Source organism: Mesorhizobium sp. M0145 (genome assembly GCF_040322355.1).
Lineage (GTDB): Bacteria > Pseudomonadota > Alphaproteobacteria > Rhizobiales > Rhizobiaceae > Mesorhizobium.
This window is the reverse complement of the sequence record NZ_JAMYTK010000022.1, coordinates 22,997-44,542: the sequence shown is the minus strand read 5'-3', so window position 1 is coordinate 44,542 and position 21,546 is coordinate 22,997. Positions and strand designations below refer to the sequence as shown.

Below are 21,546 nucleotides of genomic sequence, written 5' to 3'. Positions count from 1 at the left end.
AATGTATAGTTGTCCAATTTGTGCAAGTAATATTGAAGAATTAGTGACATTAACGCAACTGATACTTCGATAAGTGGTTGGCAAACGGAATTTGAACTTGCACTAATTCGCCCGGTGAATAGCGTTGGAGCCGGGAAGGATGCATTGCGATGCGCATCTTTTTCGATCGTGGGGACAGGGAGCGGTTCGTCCATCGACGTCCTCGCCCTTTTCAAATCAATGAATGGAGATCAAGCATGAACATCAAGAGCCTTCTTCTCGGCTCAGCTGCGGCCCTGATCGCAGTTTCCGGTGCGCGCGCCGCCGACGCCGTCGTCGTCGCCGAGCCGGAACCGGCCGAATACGTCAAGATCTGCGACGTCTATGGCTCGGGCTACTTCTACATCCCCGGCACCGAAACCTGCCTGCGCATCGGCGGCTATGTCCGTTACGACATCAGCGCTGGCGACGTCGGCAGCTTCGATGGCGCACGTTCGACAGACGTTCTCAACGGCAAGGACCAGGGCACCTGGCACAAGAACGCCCGCTTCGCGCTGAGGACCTGGACTGGCCAGGAAACCGAGCTCGGCACGTTGAAGACCTACACCGATACACGCTTCAACTTCGGCAATTCCGCTTACTACGCTGGAGAAGACGGTAATCCCGCCCACAACAAGGGCGCTTCGCTGAATTATGCCTGGATCCAGCTTGGTGGGCTCCGCGTCGGTTTGGATGATTCGGCGTTCGATACTTTCATTGGCTATGCCGGCAACGTTCTCAACGACACCATTGTTCCGTACGGCGATTTCTCCACCAACGTCATCCAGTACTACTTCGAGGCCGGCAACGGCTTCTCGGCCGTGGTCTCGCTCGAAGAAGGTTCGGTGGACGTCAACAATGTCTTCTACGTGGGCACGATCGATAGCTATGTTCCGCATGTCGTCGGCGGTGTGAAGTACACGCAGGGTTGGGGCGCCATCAGCGGCGTTGTTGCTTATGACAGCAACTACGAAGAATGGGCCGGCAAGGTTCGTGCTGACTTCAACGTGACCAAGGAGCTGTCGCTGTTCGCTATGTTCGGCTACGGCACCGACAAGAATTCGCTCGACTTCGCCAACGGTCGCGACTTCTACAAGCAGTGGGGCGGTCACTGGGCTTGGTGGGCCGGCGGCACCTACAAGTTCAACGAAAAGACCTCGTTCAACCTCCAGGTGTCGGGTGATCAGGACAAGAACTATGGCGTGGCGGCTAACGTCGCTTACGACGTCGTCCCCGGCCTCACGGTCACCGCGGAAGTTGACTACGATCACTTTGGTCACTTCAACGACGGCACCCCGTTCGGCAACTGGACCGCTGCCGACAAGAAAAACAACGTTGGCGGCCTCCTCCGCTTCCAGCGCTCATTCTGAGGATTGAAGGGCCCGTTGCCGCGTTCGAACCGGTAACTGCGAGCCTTCAATTTGCGGCTGAACCATTGTGGTGAGCCTTGAAGAGGTTGTCGGCGGATTGCTTGATCACGGACCTCCAATCCGAGCATTTCGTCGATGAGAAGGGCGCCCTGCTCCCGGGCGCCCTTTTTTAACTGTCATCAGACTCTCTCCCGGGGGAACTGTGGGTAAGAAACAACGCATCGTCCTGCTGGCAGCTGTTTTGGCGTCTGCCTTTGGCTTTTTTTGCTGATCCTGATCCTGCAGATGGTCAGTTTTTTGATTGACTAGCAGGCTGTTGAAGAAGTCTGACGTATTGCCTTGAGGATGGCCTCGTCGCCGTTGTGGTAGGCGAATGTGATCTCCATCGAGCCGTCGTCGAGCAATTCGGCATAGCCATCGCCTGTGACTTCATCCATCTCGTCACACCCGGCCCATGTGAAGTGAACTATCGAGAGGCTGTAGCTCAGATCGAGACCGGCTTGCAGGGCGCCAAAGGCGATCTCGCCGTTGTTGTCGGTCCGATGGCGATGGTTGCGGGTCCACCGAGGTTCAGGTAACCGCGATCCCACAGATCGGCTTCGATGATCCGCCAGCGGCCGATCAGTTGGCAGCCTGCGGGCACGGTCATTTCGACGCCGCCAAGAGCTTGGGCAGCCGCACCAGATTGTGGGCGGCAGCCGCGAAGGTGAAGGCCCACCCAACGCGGTCGCGGCCGCGCAATTTGGTCTTCTCCTGCCCAGCGACGGTTTTGATCCAGCCGAACGCCTCTTCGATGCGCTTTCTGATGCGCTGGCTGACGGCATAGCCACCGTGGCGCGTGGTGCGGCGATCGATCGCCGAACGACGGCCGTTCGTGTTCTGCGCTACGTGGGGTGTCACCTTCATCGAGCGCAACTCGTTGACGAAGTCCTCTGCGTCATAGGCCTTGTCGGCACCGAGCGTGACCGCCCGCGGCCGGTCGGCACGAGGTTCGATCATGTGCAGGGCCGCCACCCGCTCGGCATGTCCGTCGGCCAGCGTCAGACAGGCTTCCACCAGCAGGCCGTGGCGGTTCTCCATCAACCCATGTCCCATGAAGCACAACCTGGCCTCCTTGCCCCGCCCTTTGCGGTAGAGCCTGGCGTCGGGGTCGGTAGTCGAGGTGTGCGTCTCGTTCGATCGCCTCTCGCGGTGGAAGTCCGCTTCCGCATTGCGTCCGCCGCCGTCTGCCGGCGGTTCGCCATGACCGCCGCTTGGGCCGCCCTTTGGCTTGACGCTCTTCATCGAAGCCCAGGCCTCGATCAGCGTGCCGTCGACCGAGAAGTGATCCGTGGACAGGAGCTTCTTGACTTTGGGTTGCGCCAGCACGGCCGCCAGGAACTTCGCCGCGATATCGCCCTCCAGCAGCCGGTCACTGTTTTTGGAGAACACCGAATGGTCCCAGGCTGCGTCGTCGACGCCGATGCCGACGAACCAGCGGAACAGGAGGTCGTATTCCAACCGTTCCATCAAAAGCCGCTCCGAGCGGATCGAATAGAACGCCTGCAAAAGCATCGCTCGCAGCAGCTTCTCCGGCGGGATAGATGGCCGTCCGATCGGCGAATATAGCGCCGCGAACTCACGCTCCAGCCTCGACAGGGCTTCAGTCAGGATCGTCCGGATCGCCCGCAATGGATGATTGCGCCGAACCCGGACCTCAAGGTCCACGTAGCTGAAAAGTTCGCCAGTTCGATCGTCGCCGCCGCGCACTCGTCACCTCCGAATCCCTTCGGAGCCAGTGAATCATTGCTGCGGTCTGGTGGCGAGGGCCTTTTTCAACAGCCTGCTAGGCACGCGCAAGCGGGATCGATCGCGCATAGACACGCGGAAGTTTTTTTCGCCAGCGAAACCCCGACGACCTGATGGGGAGTCGCGCCAGCAGGGTGGGCGCCACGTCCAGTGCCACCGACAAGGCCTACGATGCGCAGGACTTCACGAGTTACGTTGATGAAGGTGACGCCGCACGTGGCGCAGAACACCAACGGGCGCCGTTCGGCGATCGACGGTCGCACGACGCGGCACAGCGACTATGCGGTCAGCCAGCGCATCCGCAAGCGCATTGAGGAGGCGGTTCGGATGGATCAAGACGGTCACCGGACAGGCGAAGACGAAGTTGCGCGGTCGCGATCGCGTCGGATGGGCCTTCACCTTCAGCGCCGCCGCCTACAATCTCGTGCGGCTAGCGAAGCTGCTGACGGTGCCGATATGACCGCGCCTGCTGGCTATCAACAGATCGGCCGCTGGCGGATCATCGAAGCTGACCAGTGGGATCGAGGCTATCTCGACCTCGGCGGACCCGCCACGATCACCATCGGGGCCGACAACCACGGTGAGATCGCCTTGGCGCCCTGCAAGCCGGCCTGATCTCGGGTACAGCCCCTCAATGGTCTTCTTCACATGGGCCGGTTTCGATGAGATGGACGAAGTCACCGGCGACGGCTCCGCTGAATTGCTCGACGACGGCACGATCGAGATCACCTTCGCCTATCACAACGGCGACGAGGCTATCCTCAAGGCCAAACGTGATCCTTCTTCAACAGCCTGCTAGCACGAGGCCGTCACCGATGTCCAAGGCGCGCCATGATTTCAGCTTGTCAGCCGCATGGTTTTTTGGTCGCTTGCGGCAAGAAGGGAACTAGGAAAACGACTTCTTTTTTGTCGCGAATTTGGGCTCCCAGCGGCGCCGCTGTATCGAGGCACCTTTCTGCCACCGCATTTTGCGAGCTAAGCAGAAATTTCACTCAATGAATACTTTCCATCTCGTTGACGCGCAGCGTGACTGTACTCATTGTATTGTGGCGCACGGGTCCGCAATAAATCAATGAAAGACATCAAATGAACCACCCATTTCGGCGGCCGCCGGTGGTCGACATATCAGCGATCAGCCAAGTGGGCTATGTAGGACCAGCCGGAACGTGGACGCATCAAGCTACACTCGATATCTTCGGTGATTCGGTCAAGCTTGTCCCCCTCGAGGCAGACCTCTTTGCCGCCTATGAAACTGGCGAGGTCGAGGCGCTGTGTGTTCCTGTCGCCACGTCGCTAGACGTCATGTTCCGAGGCGGAGAACGGTGGCCCGCCCTTTCGTGCGATTAAAAGACGAGGGTTGCTTCTCTATTCGGCGTATTGAGGTCAAGCGCTTTTCGAGCCTTCCGCTTCGCCGGCGCTGCGCATCTTTCGCGGGGTCTTGCTTCTCTCCGGGATCGGCTGGCCTTACCCTTAATGGGGATTCAGGAGAATGAGGTGGAACAATCTCGGAAGCGTCCTGATCGTTGTGATGCGACCGGTACTGCAACCCTCGCGAACTCACCTCATTCATCGTCCCCGCGAAGGACGCCCCTTTTCCACCGGCAGGTGGAATCTTATGGGGTGATCCTTGTCACCCTGGCTCTGCGATCATGTTTCATCTCCGCGTTCGACTGTTGGCGACCATCTCCTCGTCCCGACCTTCTTTGCGCTGGCCGCCCGCGCGCAGGTGGGTCGTCAAGGGCCACGGGCCCATCGCGCAGCGACTTGCCCTTGACGGGCCACGCGCACGGCGGCAGGCTGCAATGGTCGGGCGCACGATCAGGCGGCCTTCGGCATGATGTCTTGTCGTGTCCAGCGGAACTCTGTGCCGCGCGCCACATGCGATGCATGATCACCGCCAGCCGACGGGCCAATGCGATAATGGCCTTTGTCGGCCGCGCCGCCTGGCGACATTCATCGCCCACGCCTTCAGCCACGACCATTTCGTCACGCGCGTCGGCAGCGTCTGCGCGGCTTCGTAAAGCAGCGTTCGCATCATGCCATCGCCGCAGCAGGAGATCCGGCCGATGCGGCGGCTTTCGACCGACTCATGGAGCACCGGCGTCAGCCCCAAGATCGGTCCGACCGCCTTGGAATTGCGGAAGCGGGCCGGAATGTCGATGGTCGCGGTATAGGCCAGCGCCACCACCGGACCGACGCCCGGTATCGTCGCCAGCCGCCGGCAGACCTCGTTATCCCGGACGATCGCCAGAAGCTTGCAGTGAAGCGCCGCAAAATTCTCGCGCAGCTTGCGGCGCGCATCGAGCAGCGGCTCGACGATCTCGGCCAGGTCGGGCATGCCTTCGGTGAGCTCGCGGATACGGTGTTCGAATTTGACGGCGCCGACCATGCCGACCTTGAGGCCGAAGTTGCGCAATAGCCCGCGGATGTCTTTCTCGATGGCGATCGCCTTGTCCTGCAAGAGCTTGCGCGCCGTCAGCAGTGCCCGGCGCTTCTGGCTCGTCAGCGTCTTGACATGGACCGGGCGGAACAGGTTGACCCGCATCATCTGGGCAATGCCACGGGCATCAATGCGGTCGGATTTGTTCGGCTGCGCCTCCAGGAATGCCTTGGTGTGGCGGGTCTCGATGCAGATCACCGGCAGGCCGGCTTCGGCCAGGCCGCTGAACAGCCATTGCGACAGCGGTCCGGCCTCGAGGCCGATCCGCTCTAAGGTCCAGGCCAATCCGAGAGCACCCGCACAAGATCCTCGGGATGGCTCGGCACCTTCATCTCCCGGCAGATCTTGCCTGTTTCGTCGACAATGCAAATTGCAGTCTCTTTCACGGAGACATCCAATCCTGCATAATGTTTCATGCTGCGCTTCCTCCTTCTGATGCTAGTGGCTGCGCCATGCAGAACCACGTTTAACCATCGGCCTCGAAGCGCAGCACCTTCAAGCCTTATCCACCATGCCATAGTCGCCCGAAGATGAGGCTCAAGCCGAATACCCCATCTCGGATGGGCCGAGCCGATCCTCACGCACGGAGAGCGAGCCATGGGAGAGTATAGCGAAGCATTTGTCGCGTTTGATGTAGCCAAGAAGAAGCACGCGGTTGCGATCGCGGAGGGCGGCCGCACCGGCGAGGTCCGGTTCGTCGGCGAGGTCGAGAATAGTTCGGCGGCGATAGAGCGGACGATCAAGAAGCTGGGAAGAAAGTATGATCGACTGCACGTCTGCTTCGAGGCTGGGCCGACGGGTTGTGGGTTGTGCCGGCAGGTCCGCGATCTTGGTCACGACTGCATGGTGGTTGCGCCGGCCCTGATCCCGAAGCGGCCGGGCGAGCGCGTCAAGACCAACCGGCGGGACGCGGTCACGCTGGCGCGACTGCATCGGGCGGGCGAACTGATCGGGGTGTGGGTGCCGGACGTAGTCCACGAGGCTGTCCGCGATCTGGTCCGAGCCCGCGAAGCCGCAGCCGACGACCTGCGCCGCAAACGCCAGCAGCTGCTCTCATTCCTTCTGCGCCATGGGCGGATCTACCAGAACGGCGGTCATTGGACATTGGCGCACCGGCGCTGGCTTGCCCGACAGAACTTCGAGCATACCGCGCAGCAGATCGTGTTCCAGGAGAAGATCGACGCGATCGAGGACGCGGCTCAGCGACTACACCGCCTGGATGAGCAGTTGCGCGCCGTCGTGCCAACTTGGTCCATGGCGCGAGTCGTTGAGGCCTATCAGGCCATGCGCGGCGCCTCGTTCCTGGTCGCAGTGATATTTGCGGCCGAGATTGGGGATGTGCGTCGCTTCGATACGCCGCCGCAGTTGATGGCCTTTCTCGGCCTTGTCCCGGGGGAGCGCTCGACCGGTGACACGGTTCGCCGATCGAGCCTTACGCTCGCCGGCAATCGACGCGCCCGCCGCGCCCTGGTCGAAGCGGCATGGACTTACCGCTATCCTGCCAGGGTCAGTGAGACCCTGAGGGTGCGGCTCGAGGGGCTGCCCAAGGCCGTCCGCGATATTGCCTGGAAGGGGCAGCTCCGGCTCTGCGCCCGCTATCGTCGCCTCAGCGCCGCCGGCAAGAAGCCGCCGGTGGTCGTGGCTGCGATCGCACGCGAGATGGCCGCCTTCTTGTGGGCCATCGGCCGGGAGGTCGCGCCGTCATAGCCGGTCTCGACCCAACCCGCTGCACAGTGTTGGGGGTGGGGCCACGGTGGGGAACTCCCGTCGCTAGTTATGTGGCCAAGCCGATGCGCCCGACGCCCGCCCTCTAGACCGAGGACAGCCCCGAGACGAAGATACGGAAGGCCGGTACCCAACCCGCGGATGAGAGTCTGATCAACCGTCGTCTCTGAGCTCCACCCCCAGCCCTGTGCAGCTTCAGCCGGTCCGACTGCTTCGCAAACCTGCCAAGCAGGCGAGCTTTCCTTCAACCTTGACAGGGAACATGAGAGACTAGTGGGGACAACGCCTTATGTCGATGGTCTTCTGGCGTTGCGGTCGCTCTTCGTTGTAGCGGAATATCCTAAGATCTTGAGCTATAGCCTAATAGCGCCATCCACCACCACGGTCATGGGCCATCCCGTGGCCCTTGAAGAGGTTACCGACTGGCTTGATGAGAACATGCCTCATGTTTCGCGGGAGGCAAGGGCTGGGACCATCCACCATGTCGCTAGCTTGAACTCTCCGGCCGTCGCCTCGATAGGCCCGGGGCTCGGAGCGAAACTCTGCAATCTACACGAGCTGCGGACGGGTATCGAAGAGGGTTTACACAACGTCACGCGCTGGTGGGTGCTCGGTTGGGAGATACCTGCTTGCACCGGCTATGATCGGACGACCCTCCACCTTCGCACCCGGGAACAGGAATTTGGAAGCTTCATGCGAGATCTGGCGCAAAGCGGGATCGAGATCTTGAACATCTACGAACGTCCGACCTTCCAGGGATTGGATGATCATCACTACCTGATCGATGTGTCAGGTCATGCAAGTGATGAAAAAATGCGATCCTTTGTAAATGGACGCCGTCATCTTCGTATACTGGGGTCTTATCCCCGAGCGAGCGGTAGCAAATCCGGAGGTGTCGGAGAGGTGCGAAATCCTCAGCGTCTGCGGCGGCGAGGATACGATTTCGACGGCGAGCTCGATCGCATGATCATGGTTCTCGACCATTGCCGAGCTTTGCATTGGCTGCGGAGCCTGGCGCCCGCTTCTGCCCGAAGAACTGCCCGACCCATGTTGCGGCCGCCCGGTCGCTGCATGACTTGATAGGACAAACCAGGAGAACGGCACCATGTTTGCCCAACACTATGCCCGGCTCAGCACTGGCCAATGGCCGCAGATCGAGCTGGAGAGGAGGTTCGACCAGCATGTGCTTGCCTGTGTGCTTTCAAGTGCGCTCGAGGAGATCGAGGCCGGCGAGGCGACGGCGACGGAGGCAACCGGCCTTTCGCGCGCCGAGCTGCGCGATGTCCTGGCCCGCAGTTTCCCTGCTATTCCAATCAACGCGTTTGCCTTGGAAGAGGTGAGCGAGCCCGAGCCGGATCTGGAGGAAGAACTTCTACGTGGACTGCTGCTGGAGCATGCCCGGCCGGGCGACAAGGCGAGCGCCCGCTTCGCCAAGATCATCGCCCGGCGTGCCATGCGCAATGACCATCTCTGGCAGGACCTCGGCCTTTTTAATCGGACCGAGCTCGGCCGCCTGCTCGCCTCGCATTTTCCGACGCTGGCGGCCGGCAACACCCAAAACATGAAATGGAAGAAGTACTTTTACCGCAAGCTCTGCGAGGCCGAAGGTTTTTCGCTGTGCAGCGCGCCCAGTTGCCGGGAATGCAATGACTTCGAAAGCTGCTTCGGCCCGGAGGAAGGCGAAAGCCGCCTCACACGGATCAAGAACGGCATGGCCTTGGATTAAGAGCCGCTTTCGTCAGTCGTACAAGCGCCAGGGCTCGCGCCGCACCATATGTCTCTTGTCGAATGTCGAACTTTCGCCTTCGAGGATTTGAATGCTGTGCCTGCCGTCCACTTGCGCCTATGCTCGCTTCGGCGGTCGCCGTCATCATGGCGGAGCAGGACCCGACCCGCACCATCGCCGCCGAGCAACTGGTGTTCTCCGTGCCGTTGCTGCTCGCCTGCCTGGCCGGGCTCTATTCGGAGCGGGCCGGCGTCTTCGACACCGGGCTCGAGGGCAAGATGCTGGCCGGCACCTTTGCCGGCGCCTCGGCGGCCGCGGTTACAGGCTTGGCTCGGCTCGGCCTGGGCGCCGTAGCCACCGCCGTGTTTTTCGCGCTGGTGCACGGTTTCGCCTCGATCACCCATCGCGGCGACCAGATCGTCTTCGGCGTCGCCATCAATTTCATCGCTGCCGCGCTCCACCATCATTCTCGGCCAGGCCTGGTTCCGGCAGGGCGCGCGCCGGCGCTCTCTGAAGACTCGCGATTCGATTGTTGTGCCCAGCGCCGAAGCGGTGCGCGGCGTGCCGGTGCTCGGGCCGTCTATCCGACCATTCGCTGCTGGTCTATGTCGCGTCCCTGATGGTGCCATCTACCTGGTTGGTGCTGTTTAGCACCCGCTTCGGCCTAGGGCTTCGCGCGGTCGGCGAAAATCCGGGCACCGTTGATACCACTGGCATTTCGGTGACCTGGCTGCGCTATCGTGCGGCATCTTCATCGGCGTTCTGACGGGCATGGCCGGCACGTAGCTGTCGCGCCCCAGAATGCCGGCTTCGTGAAGGATATGACCGCCAGCAAGGGTTCCATCGTACTGCCAGCGCTCATCGTCGCCAAATGGAAACCGGTGCCGGCGAGGTTCGCCTGTCTGGCGGCGAAGGTCGCCATGGCCCGGAGGTGAAGCCGGCGAGGCGCTGGCGCTGGTCCATGAGATCGGAGGCCGACACGGAACAGGCTGCCGCGGCGGCGATCCAGTCGGCCTATACGCTCGGCGAAACGAAGCCTGCAACCGCCAAAGTAATCATGCGGAGGATCGCGCCGCGGCGTGCATGCGATTGCATCTCTCGTCCCGCTGCGCTGCTGAGGCCTCTTCTGTCAGGCGGCCTAGGTTTGGCGCTTCGGGCCGAGCAGGAACACTGTCAGGGCGGCGAGGAACGTGGCAACAGCACTGTAGGCAATGGCACTGGTAATCCCGGCGTTGTCCACCAATACTCCGCCGAAAATCGCGCCGGCTGCGATTGCCACTTGGAACGCTACGACCATCAGCACACCGGCGCTTTCGGCCTGCTCGGGAACGGCGCGCCGCACCATCCACGTCTGCAAGCCCACCGGCACCGCGCCGAAGGCAAAGCCCCACGCGGCAACCGCAATCGCCGAGGCCGAGGCCGATGCTCCCGCCGTCAGCAGCGAAACAGCGGCTATCGCTATGAGCAGCGGTGCAAGGGCCGCGACTGCCTTGAGACTGTACTCGGCCAGAAGCCCGCCGGCCAAATTGCCGAAGAATCCGCCGATGCCAAAAGCAAGCAACACAAGCGAGATCGTCTCGACATCCATCGCGGGAATCTTCTCGAGGAAGGCGCGGATATAGGTGACTCCGGCGAAGTGGCCGGAAGCGACCAGCAGGACCACCAAAAGCGCGACCTTGACCATCGGAATCTTGGCCACATCCAGCAGGCTGCGGAAGCTAGCCACTCCAACCGGAGGCAGCCTCGGAATGGTTATGAGTTGCACCAGCAGTGTAGCGGCGCCGAAGACTGCGGCGAGCATGAAGGCGCTTCGCCATCCCCAGATATCGCCGACATAAGCGCCGATTGGAGCTGCGCAAACGGTAGCGACGGAAACGCCGGTGAGAATGATCGACATGGCGCGCGGCAGGAGGTGGCTCGGAACGAGGCGCATCGCCAGTGATGCCGAGATCGACCAGAAGCCTCCGAGCGCTATGCCGAGCACGACGCGTGCAGTCAGGAGAACCGCCAGCGACCTCGCGCCGGCCGCTAGAACGTCCGACAGGATCAGTAGCAGCGTCATCGCCCACATGACGATCCTGCGGTCCAGGCGCTTTGTGATGATGGCCACCGTCGGCGCCGAAATCGCCCCGACGATAGCGGTCGCCGTCATCGCCTGTCCAGCCGCACCCTCGGTGATACCGAGATCATGCGCGAGCGGCGTGAGCAGGCTGACAGGCAGAAACTCTGCCGCCACCAGCCCGAAGGTGCCCAAGGAAAGCGAAATGACCGCACCCCATGCGGGACCAGACGGTTGGTCGGGCTTTTCTGGGTCGTGCAGAACAGCGTCCATGTCCCTCCCGCGGATCGGGTCATGAACGAAGTCTCCACTTTGGATGCACTGCAACATGAGGTTGGCTGCCTTGACCCACATTAAAGACACAAGCGCATTTCCCGGCGGCGTTGCACGGAGGAGGGGATGTTCATTGCTTCGCGATATTTTGTGACGGTGCGGCGCGCAACATCGATGCCGGTTTCCTTCAGCCGGACAGCGATGTCATCGTCGGAAAGCACGTCGCCGGGAGATTCTGCGGCAATCATCGCTTTGATACGATGGCGGACAGCTTCGGCGGAGTGCGCATCGCCGCCTTGGCAGGACGCGATCGCGACGGTGAAAAAATACTTCAGTTCAAAGACTCCGCGCGGGGTAATCATGTACTTGTTCGAGGTCACCCGGCTTACCGTCGACTCGTGCACGCCGATCGCGTCAGCGACGGTTCTGAGATTGAGAGGCCGCAGGTGGGCGACGCCATGTTCCAAAAAGGCATCCTGCTGGCGCACGATTTCAGCCGCAACCTTAACAATCGTCTTGGCGCGCTGATCGAGGCTGCGGATTAGCCAGTTCGCGTTTTGCAAGCATTCGTTGAGAAATGCTTGATCTTTCGAATTTTGGGCAGTTTGACGCGACACTTCGGCATAGTAGGTTTGGTTGATCAGCAGCTTGGGCAATGTGGCCGGATCAAGTTCGATCTGCCACCCGCCTTCCGGCGAGGGCGTGACCCAGACGTCGGGTATGATTGATTCAGACGCACCGGATTGGAATCGGTTTCCGGGCTTGGGATCGAGCGCCCGAATCTCATGCATCATGTCGAGAAGGTCGTCTTCATCGACGCCGCAATGCTGCTTCAGTGCCTGAAAATCGCGTCGCGCAAGCATTTCAAGATTGGCAACCAAAGCTGCCATTGCCGGGTCGAACCGGTCTCGCTGGCGTAACTGGATTTCGAGGCATTCTCCGAGAGTTCGCGCAAAAATTCCCGGTGGATCAAAGTGCTGCAAGGTTCCGAGAACCCATTCCACATCAGCCTCCCGGACATTCAGGCTCTCGGCCAGCTCCAAAAGGTTTGCCCGAAGATAGCCAGTGTCTTCCAGATCGGCGGCAAGCTGGCCAGCGATCAGCCGCTCCTGTGGTGTGAACGCAGTGAGGGCGATCTGACGAGCGACATGGTCGTGCAATGTCTCCGCGAGGCTGGCAAACTCGTCGGGGGAAGGGCCATTACCCGGCGGGTTGTTGGTCGTGTTACGAAGTGATTTCCATTGCCCGAGCCGTTCAGGCGACCCGGCCCCGGTCGGTCCGTCAACGGCGTTTGCGCGTGGGCCGACAGGCTGATCCGCTCCCGAAATCGAAACATCGCCAAAAGGCCCGCCATCGTTTGGCGCAGGTTCCAAGAGCGGGTTCTTTTCGATTTCCCGCTCCACGAACTGATGCAGTTCAGTATGCGCCAGTTGCAGCAAGCGAATCGACTCAATGAGTTGAGGCGATGCGACCATGGATTGCTTCTGGCGCTGAAGCAGGCTTGCTGAGGATTGCATGGTGAGCGCGATAATCCTGTCGAGGAGCCTCTTGGGGCGGGCAATGGCACCAGTGAGACGTTTTCTAGGTCATGCGGCGGCTTTCAGCGTTTCGAGAACGTTTTGCGGGGATGAGACGCCATAGGGGTCGGCCTCGCAGTTGTCGGAGAAACCTTCCTCCTCAAACCACTGCTCCACCACGCCATTGTTGATCAGGGCGGCGTAGCGCCAGGAGCGCATCCCGAAGCCGAGATTGTCCTTGGCGACCAGCATGCCCATCTTGCGTGTGAACTCGCCTGAGCCATCGGGGATGAGCTCGACCTTCTGCAGGCCCAAGGACTTCCCCCACGCATTCATGACGAAGGCATCGTTGACGGAGACGCAGTAAATCGCGTCAATTCCCTCCTTCTCAAACTCATCATAGAGCTCTTCGAAATTGGGCAGTTGATAGGTCGAGCAGGTCGGAGTGAATGCGCCAGGCAGCGAGAACAGGATGACGCGCTTGCCGGCAAAGTAGTCGTCAGATGTCCTTTCTTCCCAGCGATATGGATTTGGGCCCTGGACTGACTCATCGCGAACACGCGTGAGAAAGGTGACGAAGGGAACCTTCTTTTGAACGGTCATCAACTTGCTCCTGAGGAAAAAACTGGCGCGCTGGATTCTGGCAGAGGCTGGCGCAATACCGAGCAAAGGCTCGTATGCCGGGCATGAAATGAGGACCTCGCGGCTCGCAACCTCCTTTTCCATCCCGATGTATGTACGTCGTGGCTGCTGGTCTTCGCCACCCGAACGCAATCGATCTGAGCGAGCCGGAGACCGTCGAGCCGCTTGGGCAATCTTTCCACGGTTATGGCGCCGGAAGCGGAATCGATCACTCGCGCTCGTGCCCGGGGAAAAGTGATAGCGGCCGGAAGTAGCCAATATCGCAAGCATGTGGAGGCCTCAAATGTGACTTCACGCAACAGACCCGCGTCACTGAACTGGTTCAGCGTGTTGCCGATGTGTGGCAGCGACCCGCCGACCTTGGCTTGGGTGACCCTTTGATGGGGCTCTTGGGTACTCACACGCTGAACAGAACCGGTAGACGGCAATTGCGTGAGCGCCACGTGTTGGCGTGCCGGCATCGGACCAGCCATGCGCAAAGCGGCTGCCGAGCACGGACCTCCGGAGGAGACGATGTCCCGATGTTCAGCGGGAACGGGCACCGTCTCCTCAGGCCACGGTCTAGAGCTTCGCGTGTCGGGCATTGGTGCAAGTCGCTTTCATCGTGATTTGATGGGCTCTAACCAGGAGCAGCAAGCGGCGTGCCATTTCAAATAGGAGACGCTTTTGGACCGCCCCCTTCTTCTCGGAGGCCGTGCCTTACAAGATCGGGAGCGCGCTATACCGCCTCGTCACACAGGCAACAACGATGCTGTATGGTGCGGATATTCGGCGCTTCAGCCCTAGCTGGGCAAAGACGAACCGGAAGCCGAGCCGATGCACTACCTGAGGCTGGCGGGCACTCCAGTCATTGCGTAGCGTGTGCCGCTAGCGTTCTTGGGTGCGCAGGCACGGCTATCGCGAACACGCGCCTGTCGCAGCAACCATGAGCGCGCGCTCTTGGGCAAGCGCCCTTACTCCGTGAGGATCGAATTCCCCAATCGTGTCTGTTTGCCGCCCTCTTATGTTCGAAACTGGACCAGAATGTCGCAAGCCCGACCGAAAGGTCGCCGAGGCGTACTATCCGACACTGTTCTGTCGCCTTTGTTGGCCCGCGACACCGGCCTATTTCGCCGAGCTCTTGTCTGGCCTCAGGCTAACCCGATGAAAAGCAATCACAATTTTTTTCTTCTGCTGGGTCGGCCAAATTGGCACGAGTTTTGAAGCTCCTTCGTTGCGGGCCGGGAGCCGCCGACCGACCTTTCATTTCGTGGATGGCACCGCGATCGATGGAACGAAGAAAGAAAAGCAAAATGTCAAATCCGCATCAGATAGCATTCTATGGGAAGGGGGCCTCGGCGAAACCGCCCCCTACCAAACAGGCTCGCCGCCCTTGTCGACCCTTGCGCGAAATCTTGATGGCCGGCTGCGACTCAAAGGCCCGCCACACTCGCCTTATCCTGAACTCGAAGGCGCAGGATTACGTTCTGCATCTCGCCGCGCGGTATGCCTAGGCAGTTACACGTTGGCCGACCTTGATAATCGAATGGGGCTACGCTGCGGAGGACGTCGTCTACATGCCTTCCTAAGCCATTCGCTGCCCGCAGCGCCTGCCGGTCACCTTCCGCCCTCCATCGCTTAGGGATCAAGTGCCACCATGTCCGAACAACCCTTGCCGACGCTGCCGATGTGGCGCGTCGACCACATCGAGCCCTCGCCCGAGATGTTGGCGCAACGCGCCAACGGTCCGATCCACCGCGTGCGCTTCCCGTCCGGACACGAAGGCTGGTGGGTGACAGGCTACGATGAAGCCAAGGCGGTGCTGTCCGACGCGGCGTTCCGGCCCTCGGGAATGCCGCCGGCGACATTCACCCCGGATTCGGTGATTCTCGGATCGCCGGGGTGGTTGGTCTCGCACGAGGGGGGCGAGCATGCCCGGTTACGCACGATCGTGGCGCCGGCCTTCAGCAACCGCAGGGTGAAGCTGCTCGCGCAGCAGGTCGAGGTGATCGCCGCGCAGTTGTTCGAGACACTGGCGGCCCAGCCCCAGCCCGCCGACCTGCGGCGCCACCTCTCCTTTCCGCTTCCGGCCATGGTCATCAGCGCGCTGATGGGCGTGCTCTACGAGGATCACGCCTTTTTCGCCGGGCTGTCCGACGAAGTGATGACGCACCAGCATGAAAGCGGCCCGCGCAGCGCGTCGCGCCTGGCCTGGGAAGAACTGCGCGCCTACATTCGCGGCAAGATGCGGGACAAGCGCCAGGATCCGGGCGACAACCTGCTGACGGATCTGCTCGCGGCGGTCGACCAGGGCAAGGCGACCGAGGAAGAGGCGATCGGCCTGGCGGCGGGCATGCTGGTGGCGGGGCACGAGAGCACCGTCGCGCAGATCGAATTCGGCCTGCTGGCCATGTTCCGCCATCCCCAACAGCGCGAACGCCTGGTCGGCGATCCATCCCTGGTGGATAAGGCGGTGGAGGAAATCCTGCGCATGTACCCGCCGGGCGCGGGCTGGGACGGCATCATGCGCTATCCGAGGACCGACGTGACCATCGCGGGCGTGCATGTTCCCGCGGAGAGCAAGGTGCTGGTCGGCCTGCCGGCGACGTCCTTCGATCCGCGCCATTTCGACGACCCGGAAATGTTCGACATCGGACGTGACGAAAATCCGCACCTTGCGTTCTCCTACGGGCCCCACAACTGCGTGGGCTTGGCGCTGGCCAGGCTGGAACTCAAGGCGGTGTTCGGTTCGATCTTCCAGCGCTTTCCCGCGCTGCGCCTGGCCGTGGCGCCCGAAGAACTGAAGTTGCGCAAGGAGATCATCACTGGCGGGTTCGAGGAGTTCCCGGTGCTCTGGTGATGCGCGGATGCCACCAGGAATCGCGATGTTCTCCGAATTTGCCGGCGCGCCTGCCGCGCGCCGATCAGATCAGCCAGCCAACAGGTGACCAAGATGGACGTGCAAGAAACCACGGCAGCATGCCGGGACGCCTTCGCCGAACTGGCGTCGCCAGGGTGCATTCAGGATCCGTACCCATTCATGCGGTGGTTGCGCGAGCACGATCCGGTACATCGCGCGGCGTCGGGCCTCTTTCTGTTGAGCCGCCACGCCGACATCTACTCGGCGCTCAAGGCAACGGGCGATGCTTTTCGGGGGCCGGCACCAGGCGAACTGGCGCGCTATTTCCCGCGTGCGGCGACCAGCCTGTCGCTAAGTTTGCTGGCGTCCACTTTAGCGATGAAGGAACCTCCAACGCATACGCGTCTGCGCCGGCTGATCTCGCGCGATTTCACCATCGGCCAGATCGACAACCTGAGGCCGACCATCGCTCGCATTGTCGCAGCGCGCCTGGACGGCATGGCGCCCGCACTGGAGCGCGGGGAGGCAGTGGACCTGCATCAGGAATTCGCGCTGGCCTTGCCCATGCTGGTTTTCGGCGAACTGTTCGGCATGCCCCCGGACGACATTCTCGGGCTCGTCACCGGCATCAGCGCCATTCTGGAAGGCCTGAGCCCGCACGCCAGCGATCCCCAACTCGCTGCGGGGGACGCGGCCAGCGCCAGAGTGCAGGCCTACTTCGGCGACCTCATACAGCGCAAGCGCACCGATTCCTGCCACGACATCGTGTCAATGCTGGTCGGCGCACACGACGACGATGCCGAGATGCTGTCGGATGCGGAATTGATCAGCATGCTCTGGGGCATGCTGCTGGGCGGCTTCGCCACCACTGCCGCGGCCATCGGCCATGCGGTCCTGGCGATGCTGGCGTATCCCGAACAGCGGCACTGGCTGAAGGGAGATGCCGTGGGGGTGAAGGCATTCGTCGAAGAAGCCCTGCGCTACGACGCGCCCGCCATGTTCAGCTCCATTCCGCGTATCGCCCAGCGCGACATCGAACTGGGCGGCGTGGTGATCCCGAAGAACGCGGACGTGCGCGTGCTGATCGCGGCCGGCAATCGCGACCCGGACGCCTTCGCCGATCCCGACCGCTTCGATCCCGTGCGGTTCTACGGCACCAGTCCTGGCATGTCGATCGACGGGAAGATCATGCTGAGCTTCGGCCACGGCATCCACTTCTGCCTGGGTGCGCAACTGGCCCGAGTGCAGTTGGCCGAGAGCCTGCCGCGGATCCAGGCGCGCTTCCCCACGCTGGCATTGGCCGAGCAGCCGACGCGGGAGCCCTCCGCGTTCCTTAGGACGTTCCGCGCGCTGCCGGTGCGGCTGCATGGGCAGGAGGGCTGAGATGCGCGTCCTGGTCGATCAGGATCTGTGCGGAACTACCGGGCAGTGCGTGCTGACGCTGCCGGGCACCTTTCGCCAGCGCGAACCGGACGGCGTGGCCGAAGTGTGCGTGGCGACGGTCCCGCAGGCGCTGCACGCCGCCGTGCGGCTTGCGGCCAACCAGTGCCCGGTCGCCGCCATTCGGGTCATCGAAAGCGACGCTGGCCATGACGAGCGCGCCAGCGCCGACCCTGCGCCTTCTCCGGAGCAGGCCCAGCGGCATGCTGCGAAAGACCAATGCAATTCAGGAGACACGATGGGACGGTTTGAAGGCAAGGTGGCCGTGGTGACCGGCGCCGGCGCCGGCATCGGCCAGGCATGCGCTCTCGCCATCGCGCGCGAGGGCGGCAGAGTGGTGGTGGCCGACATTGATGGCTCGGCGGCCATCGCCTGCACCGCGCAGATCGCGGCCGAAGCAGGCCACGCGCTGCCCATAGCCATGGATATCGCCGATGAGCAGGCGGTAGCAGCGCTGTTTGAGACGGCGGAGCGGCACTTCGGGGGGGTCGACCTGCTGGTGAACAATGCGAGCGCCATGCATCTGACCCCGCGCGACCGCGCGATCCTCGACCTGGACCTGGCAGTCTGGGATCAGACCATGGCGACCAATCTGCGCGGCACGCTGCTCTGCTGCCGGCAGGCCATCCCACGGATGATCGCCCGCGGCGGTGGCGCGATCGTCAACATGTCGTCGTGCCAGGGGCTCAGCGGTGACACGGCGCAGACGTCCTACGCCGCGTCGAAGGCGGCGATGAACATGCTCTCGGCTTCGCTCGCCACCCAATACGGTCATGCGCAGATCCGCTGCAACGCCGTTGCGCCGGGTCTCGTCATGACCGAGCGTCTCCTCGCCAAGCTGGACGAGTGCATGCAACGGCATCTGCGCCGGCACCAGCTCCTGCAGCGCGTCGGCCGCCCCGAGGACGTGGCCGCGCTCGTGGCGTTCCTGCTCTCCGACGATGCTGCGTTTATCACAGGCCAGGTCGTGTGCATCGATGGCGGCATGCTGGCGCATGTGCCGACATACGCCGACGGTGGCAACAGCTGCGCCGCGCGCCCTGCCGGCGACACCGAATCGGCGGCGGCGGCGCGCTGCTGATGGACATGCTGCTCAACCCACTCAACCGTCGGCACCGGCTGCGATGCGACATCCCGGTCATGCCTGGCGCTTTCCCCCTGGTCGGGCATCTTCCCGCCATTGTCTGCGACCTGCCGCGCCTGCTGCAGCGCGCAGAACGGACGCTGGGCAGCCACTTCTGGCTGGATTTCGGCCCTGCCGGACACCTGATGACCTGCGTGGATCCGGAAGCGTTCGCACTGCTCCGGCACAAGGACGTGTCCTCGGCGCTGATCGAAGAGATCGCGCCCGAATTGCTTGGCGGAACGTTGGTTGCCCAGGACGGCGGCGCGCACCGGCAGGCGCGCGATGCGATCAAGGCGGCGTTCCTGCCCAAGGGGCTGACCCAGGCCGGCATCGGCGACCTGTTCGCGCCCGTCATCCGGGCGCGGGTGCAGGCGTGGCGCGACCGCGGCGAGGCAACCATCCTGCGCGAAACCGGCGACCTGATGCTCAATCTCATCTTCAGCCTCATGGGAATCCCCACGCAGGACCTGCCGGGATGGCATCGCAAGTACCGGCAACTGCTGCAGTTGATCGTCGCGCCCCCGGTCGACCTGCCCGGACTGCCCTTGCGGCGCGGCCGCGCCGCCCGCGACTGGATCGACGCGCAGTTGCGCCAGTTCGTTCGCGACGCGCGCGCGCATGCTGCGCGCACCGGGTTGATCAACGACATGGTGAGCGTCTTCGACCGCAGCGACGATGGGCTCTCCGATGACGTCCTGGTCGCCAATATCCGCTTGCTGCTGCTTGCCGGTCACGACACCACTGCCTCGACGATGGCCTGGATGGTGATCGAGCTGGCGCGGCAGCCTGTGCTGTGGGACGCCCTGGTCGAGGAGGCGCAACGCGTGGGCGTGGTGCCGACCCGGCACGCGGACCTGGCGCAGTGTCCGGTCGCCGAGGCGCTGTTCCGCGAGACGCTGCGCCTGCATCCGGCGACCACGCTCCTGCCTCGTCGCGCGCTGCAGGAATTGCAACTCGGCCAACGGCGCATTCCCGCGGGCACCCATCTGTGCATCCCGCTGCTGCATTTCTCGACCTCGGCGCTGCTGCACGAGGCGCCTGATCAGTTCCGCCTGGCGCGGTGGCTGCATCGCACGGAGCCGATCCGGCCGGTGGACATGCTGCAGTTCGGTACCGGCCCACACGTCTGCATCGGCTACCACCTGGTATGGCTGGAAATGGTGCAGTTCTGCATCGCCTTGGCGCTGATCATGCACAAGGCCGGGGTGCGGCCGCGGTTGCTGAGCGGCGTCGAAAAAGGCCGGCGGTATTACCCGACCGCACATCCGTCCATGGCAATCCGCATAGGCTTCTCATGAGCTGGCATCGCATGCCCCGTGCGGCGAGGCAGCGGCGCCGGCGAGGCGCGGCATTGCTGCACTCAGCGCACGCGCTCGGTGCGACGCCGGCAACACCGCTGCGGCTTGGCGCTCGCTGTGGCCATCTCGTGTCAGGTACAAGGACATGAAAAACATGCAGACCGGTTCCACGCTACACGACGACCGAACTGGCGTTTCCGCGCTCGGCGGATTGGGCGCGCAGGCGCGCGGCGCATCCGGCAGGCTGCTGCCGGAGATCTGGATGCAGGACGGCGCAAAGCGGGTCGAACAGACGCTGGCGCGTCTCCTCTGCGCCGAAGACGACGGTGAGACCGAGCTGATGGCGGCGATGCGCTACGCCACCTTGCATGGCGGGAAGCGCACCCGCGCCTTGCTCTGTCTGGCTGCCGGCGCACTGGCCGACACGCCGGCGCACATGCTCGACGACGTCGGCGCCGCCATCGAGATGATGCACGCCTGTACCCTGGTCCACGACGACCTGCCGGCGATGGACGACGACGTGCTTCGCCGCGGCCTTCCGACCGTGCACGTCAAGTTCGGCGAAGCCACTGCGATCCTGGTCGGCGATGCGCTGCAGGCGCACGCCTTCCTGACCCTGGCGAGCCTGGATGCGCCGGGCGACAACCGTATCGCGCTCGTGCGCGAACTAGCGCAGGCGGTGTCCGCCGAGGGTGCCGCAGGCGGGCAGGCCATGGATCTGTCGCTGGTCGGAAAGCACGCCGAGCTGGACAGGATCGTGGCGATGCACCGGATGAAGAGCGGAGCGCTAGTGCGCGCGTCCGTTCGCATGGGCGCGCTATGCTCCATCGCGGAGGATGCCGCGCACGCTGCGCTGTACTGTGCGCTCGATCGGTACACCGCCTGTTTCGGCCTGGCGTTGCAGGTGGCCGACGACATTCTCGACGCGACAGCGGATACCGCGACGCTGGGCAAGACCCCCGGTAAGGACGCGGCGGCGCAGAAGCCGACCTGCGCGTCGATTATGGGGCTGCAGGCAGCGCGCCAGTTCGTGCTGGATTTGTTGCGCGACGCCGGGGAGGCCATCGTCCCGCTGGGGCCGCGTGCGGAACGGTTGGCGCAGATGCTGCAGCGGGCCAACGTGTATCTGTCCGCGCCATACGCATGAGCGCGTCCGTTCGCATGGACTCGCCCCTGTGCTGCTGCGATCGGCCGGCGGGCGGTGCATGCTGCACTGTGTCCGAACCGGCGGCGACGTGCGCGGCGTCTGCCCGATCCTGCTTGTCGTTAGCCCTCTGCAGAAGGA

The 21,546-nt window shown here is 62.8% G+C and carries 19 protein-coding genes and 4 pseudogenes; 16 read left to right on the top strand and 7 right to left on the bottom strand.

Annotated elements, in window-relative coordinates; genetic code table 11:
* The first annotated feature begins 236 nt into the window (after nt 1-236).
* Entirely contained in the window at nt 237-1,388 is a 1,152-nt protein-coding gene (locus tag NKJ28_RS25635) for a porin (protein ID WP_352637452.1), read from the top strand.
* A 305-nt stretch (nt 1,389-1,693) separates the two neighbouring features.
* Here the strand turns inward: NKJ28_RS25635 and NKJ28_RS25630 are convergent, their stop codons facing one another.
* From NKJ28_RS25630 to NKJ28_RS25620, 3 genes are read right to left on the bottom strand one after another with little or no spacing between them, the layout of a single operon-like run.
* Complete coding sequence (locus NKJ28_RS25630; protein WP_352637406.1) at nt 1,694-1,825, bottom strand: hypothetical protein; 132 nt, start codon at nt 1,823-1,825, stop codon at nt 1,694-1,696.
* Nucleotides 1,826-1,872: 47 nt separating this feature from the next.
* Nucleotides 1,873-2,037: a hypothetical protein gene (locus tag NKJ28_RS25625; RefSeq protein ID WP_352637404.1), complete on the bottom strand. Its 165-nt coding sequence runs from the start codon at nt 2,035-2,037 to the stop codon at nt 1,873-1,875.
* Nucleotides 2,034-3,137: an IS5 family transposase gene (locus NKJ28_RS25620; RefSeq protein WP_352637402.1), complete on the bottom strand. Its 1,104-nt coding sequence runs from the start codon at nt 3,135-3,137 to the stop codon at nt 2,034-2,036. Before NKJ28_RS25620 ends, NKJ28_RS25625 begins: the two co-directional genes overlap by 4 nt.
* Before the next feature lie 161 nt (nt 3,138-3,298).
* Between NKJ28_RS25620 and NKJ28_RS25615 the strand changes: the two are divergent.
* From NKJ28_RS25615 to NKJ28_RS25600, 4 genes and pseudogenes are all read left to right on the top strand, one after another.
* Nucleotides 3,299-3,636, top strand: a pseudogene (locus NKJ28_RS25615) (transposase); the annotation flags it as partial.
* Nucleotides 3,633-3,791: a hypothetical protein gene (locus NKJ28_RS25610; protein WP_352637400.1), complete on the top strand. Its 159-nt coding sequence runs from the start codon at nt 3,633-3,635 to the stop codon at nt 3,789-3,791. The pseudogene NKJ28_RS25615 and the gene NKJ28_RS25610, both read left to right, overlap by 4 nt.
* A 52-nt stretch (nt 3,792-3,843) precedes the next feature.
* Nucleotides 3,844-3,975: a hypothetical protein gene (locus NKJ28_RS25605; protein WP_352637398.1), complete on the top strand. Its 132-nt coding sequence runs from the start codon at nt 3,844-3,846 to the stop codon at nt 3,973-3,975.
* A gap of 287 nt (nt 3,976-4,262) precedes the next feature.
* Nucleotides 4,263-4,523 (top strand): prephenate dehydratase domain-containing protein, encoded by a 261-nt coding sequence (locus NKJ28_RS25600; protein WP_352637396.1) that lies wholly within the window; start codon nt 4,263-4,265, stop codon nt 4,521-4,523.
* Between the two features lie 471 nt (nt 4,524-4,994).
* Here the strand turns inward: NKJ28_RS25600 and NKJ28_RS25595 are convergent.
* Nucleotides 4,995-6,032, bottom strand: a pseudogene (locus NKJ28_RS25595) (IS110 family RNA-guided transposase).
* 181 nt (nt 6,033-6,213) lie between these two features.
* Here NKJ28_RS25595 and NKJ28_RS25590 point away from each other — a divergent pair.
* The 4 genes and pseudogenes from NKJ28_RS25590 to NKJ28_RS25575 all read left to right on the top strand — a co-directional run.
* Nucleotides 6,214-7,323, top strand: a complete 1,110-nt coding sequence (locus NKJ28_RS25590) for an IS110 family RNA-guided transposase (protein WP_352637395.1) — start codon at nt 6,214-6,216, stop codon at nt 7,321-7,323.
* 291 nt (nt 7,324-7,614) lie between these two features.
* Nucleotides 7,615-8,421 carry a prephenate dehydratase domain-containing protein gene (locus tag NKJ28_RS25585; protein ID WP_352637394.1) on the top strand — a complete coding sequence of 269 codons (807 nt, stop codon included), beginning with the start codon at nt 7,615-7,617 and terminating at the stop codon, nt 8,419-8,421.
* 25 nt (nt 8,422-8,446) lie between these two features.
* The gene (locus NKJ28_RS25580) at nt 8,447-9,067 is read left to right on the top strand and encodes a nitrogen fixation protein NifQ (protein ID WP_352637393.1); all 621 of its coding nucleotides are present in this window, start codon (nt 8,447-8,449) and stop codon (nt 9,065-9,067) included.
* Nucleotides 9,068-9,213: 146 nt separating this feature from the next.
* A pseudogene (locus tag NKJ28_RS25575) lies at nt 9,214-9,972 on the top strand (ABC transporter permease); the annotation flags it as partial.
* A 233-nt stretch (nt 9,973-10,205) separates the two neighbouring features.
* On the opposite strand, the gene NKJ28_RS25570 reads toward NKJ28_RS25575, so the two are convergent.
* The 3 genes from NKJ28_RS25570 to NKJ28_RS25560 form a co-directional block, all read right to left on the bottom strand.
* On the bottom strand, nt 10,206-11,399 hold the full coding sequence (locus tag NKJ28_RS25570) for an MFS transporter (RefSeq protein ID WP_352637392.1): 1,194 nt from the start codon (nt 11,397-11,399) through the stop codon (nt 10,206-10,208).
* 80 nt (nt 11,400-11,479) lie between these two features.
* On the bottom strand, nt 11,480-12,916 hold the full coding sequence (gene rpoN, locus NKJ28_RS25565) for an RNA polymerase factor sigma-54 (RefSeq protein ID WP_352637391.1): 1,437 nt from the start codon (nt 12,914-12,916) through the stop codon (nt 11,480-11,482).
* A gap of 69 nt (nt 12,917-12,985) precedes the next feature.
* Nucleotides 12,986-13,519: a peroxiredoxin gene (locus NKJ28_RS25560; RefSeq protein WP_352637451.1), complete on the bottom strand. Its 534-nt coding sequence runs from the start codon at nt 13,517-13,519 to the stop codon at nt 12,986-12,988.
* A gap of 1,292 nt (nt 13,520-14,811) precedes the next feature.
* On the opposite strand from NKJ28_RS25560, the gene NKJ28_RS25555 reads away from it, so the two are divergent.
* The 7 genes and pseudogenes from NKJ28_RS25555 to NKJ28_RS25525 all read left to right on the top strand — a co-directional run bounded on the left by NKJ28_RS25555 (nt 14,812) and on the right by NKJ28_RS25525 (nt 21,408).
* Entirely contained in the window at nt 14,812-15,051 is a 240-nt protein-coding gene (locus NKJ28_RS25555) for a hypothetical protein (protein ID WP_352637449.1), read from the top strand.
* Nucleotides 15,052-15,194: 143 nt separating this feature from the next.
* Nucleotides 15,195-16,397: a cytochrome P450 gene (locus tag NKJ28_RS25550; protein WP_352637390.1), complete on the top strand. Its 1,203-nt coding sequence runs from the start codon at nt 15,195-15,197 to the stop codon at nt 16,395-16,397.
* Nucleotides 16,398-16,490: 93 nt separating this feature from the next.
* On the top strand, nt 16,491-17,780 hold the full coding sequence (locus tag NKJ28_RS25545; protein WP_352637389.1) for a cytochrome P450: 1,290 nt from the start codon (nt 16,491-16,493) through the stop codon (nt 17,778-17,780).
* Nucleotides 17,764-17,907, top strand: a pseudogene (locus tag NKJ28_RS25540) (ferredoxin); the annotation flags it as partial. The gene NKJ28_RS25545 and the pseudogene NKJ28_RS25540, both read left to right, overlap by 17 nt.
* A 168-nt stretch (nt 17,908-18,075) precedes the next feature.
* Entirely contained in the window at nt 18,076-18,918 is an 843-nt protein-coding gene (locus tag NKJ28_RS25535; RefSeq protein ID WP_352637447.1) for an SDR family oxidoreductase, read from the top strand.
* Entirely contained in the window at nt 18,918-20,261 is a 1,344-nt protein-coding gene (locus tag NKJ28_RS25530) for a cytochrome P450 (RefSeq protein WP_352637387.1), read from the top strand. Before NKJ28_RS25535 ends, NKJ28_RS25530 begins: the two co-directional genes overlap by 1 nt.
* Before the next feature lie 154 nt (nt 20,262-20,415).
* Nucleotides 20,416-21,408 carry a polyprenyl synthetase family protein gene (locus NKJ28_RS25525; protein ID WP_352637446.1) on the top strand — a complete coding sequence of 331 codons (993 nt, stop codon included), beginning with the start codon at nt 20,416-20,418 and terminating at the stop codon, nt 21,406-21,408.
* Nucleotides 21,409-21,546: the final 138 nt, after the last annotated feature.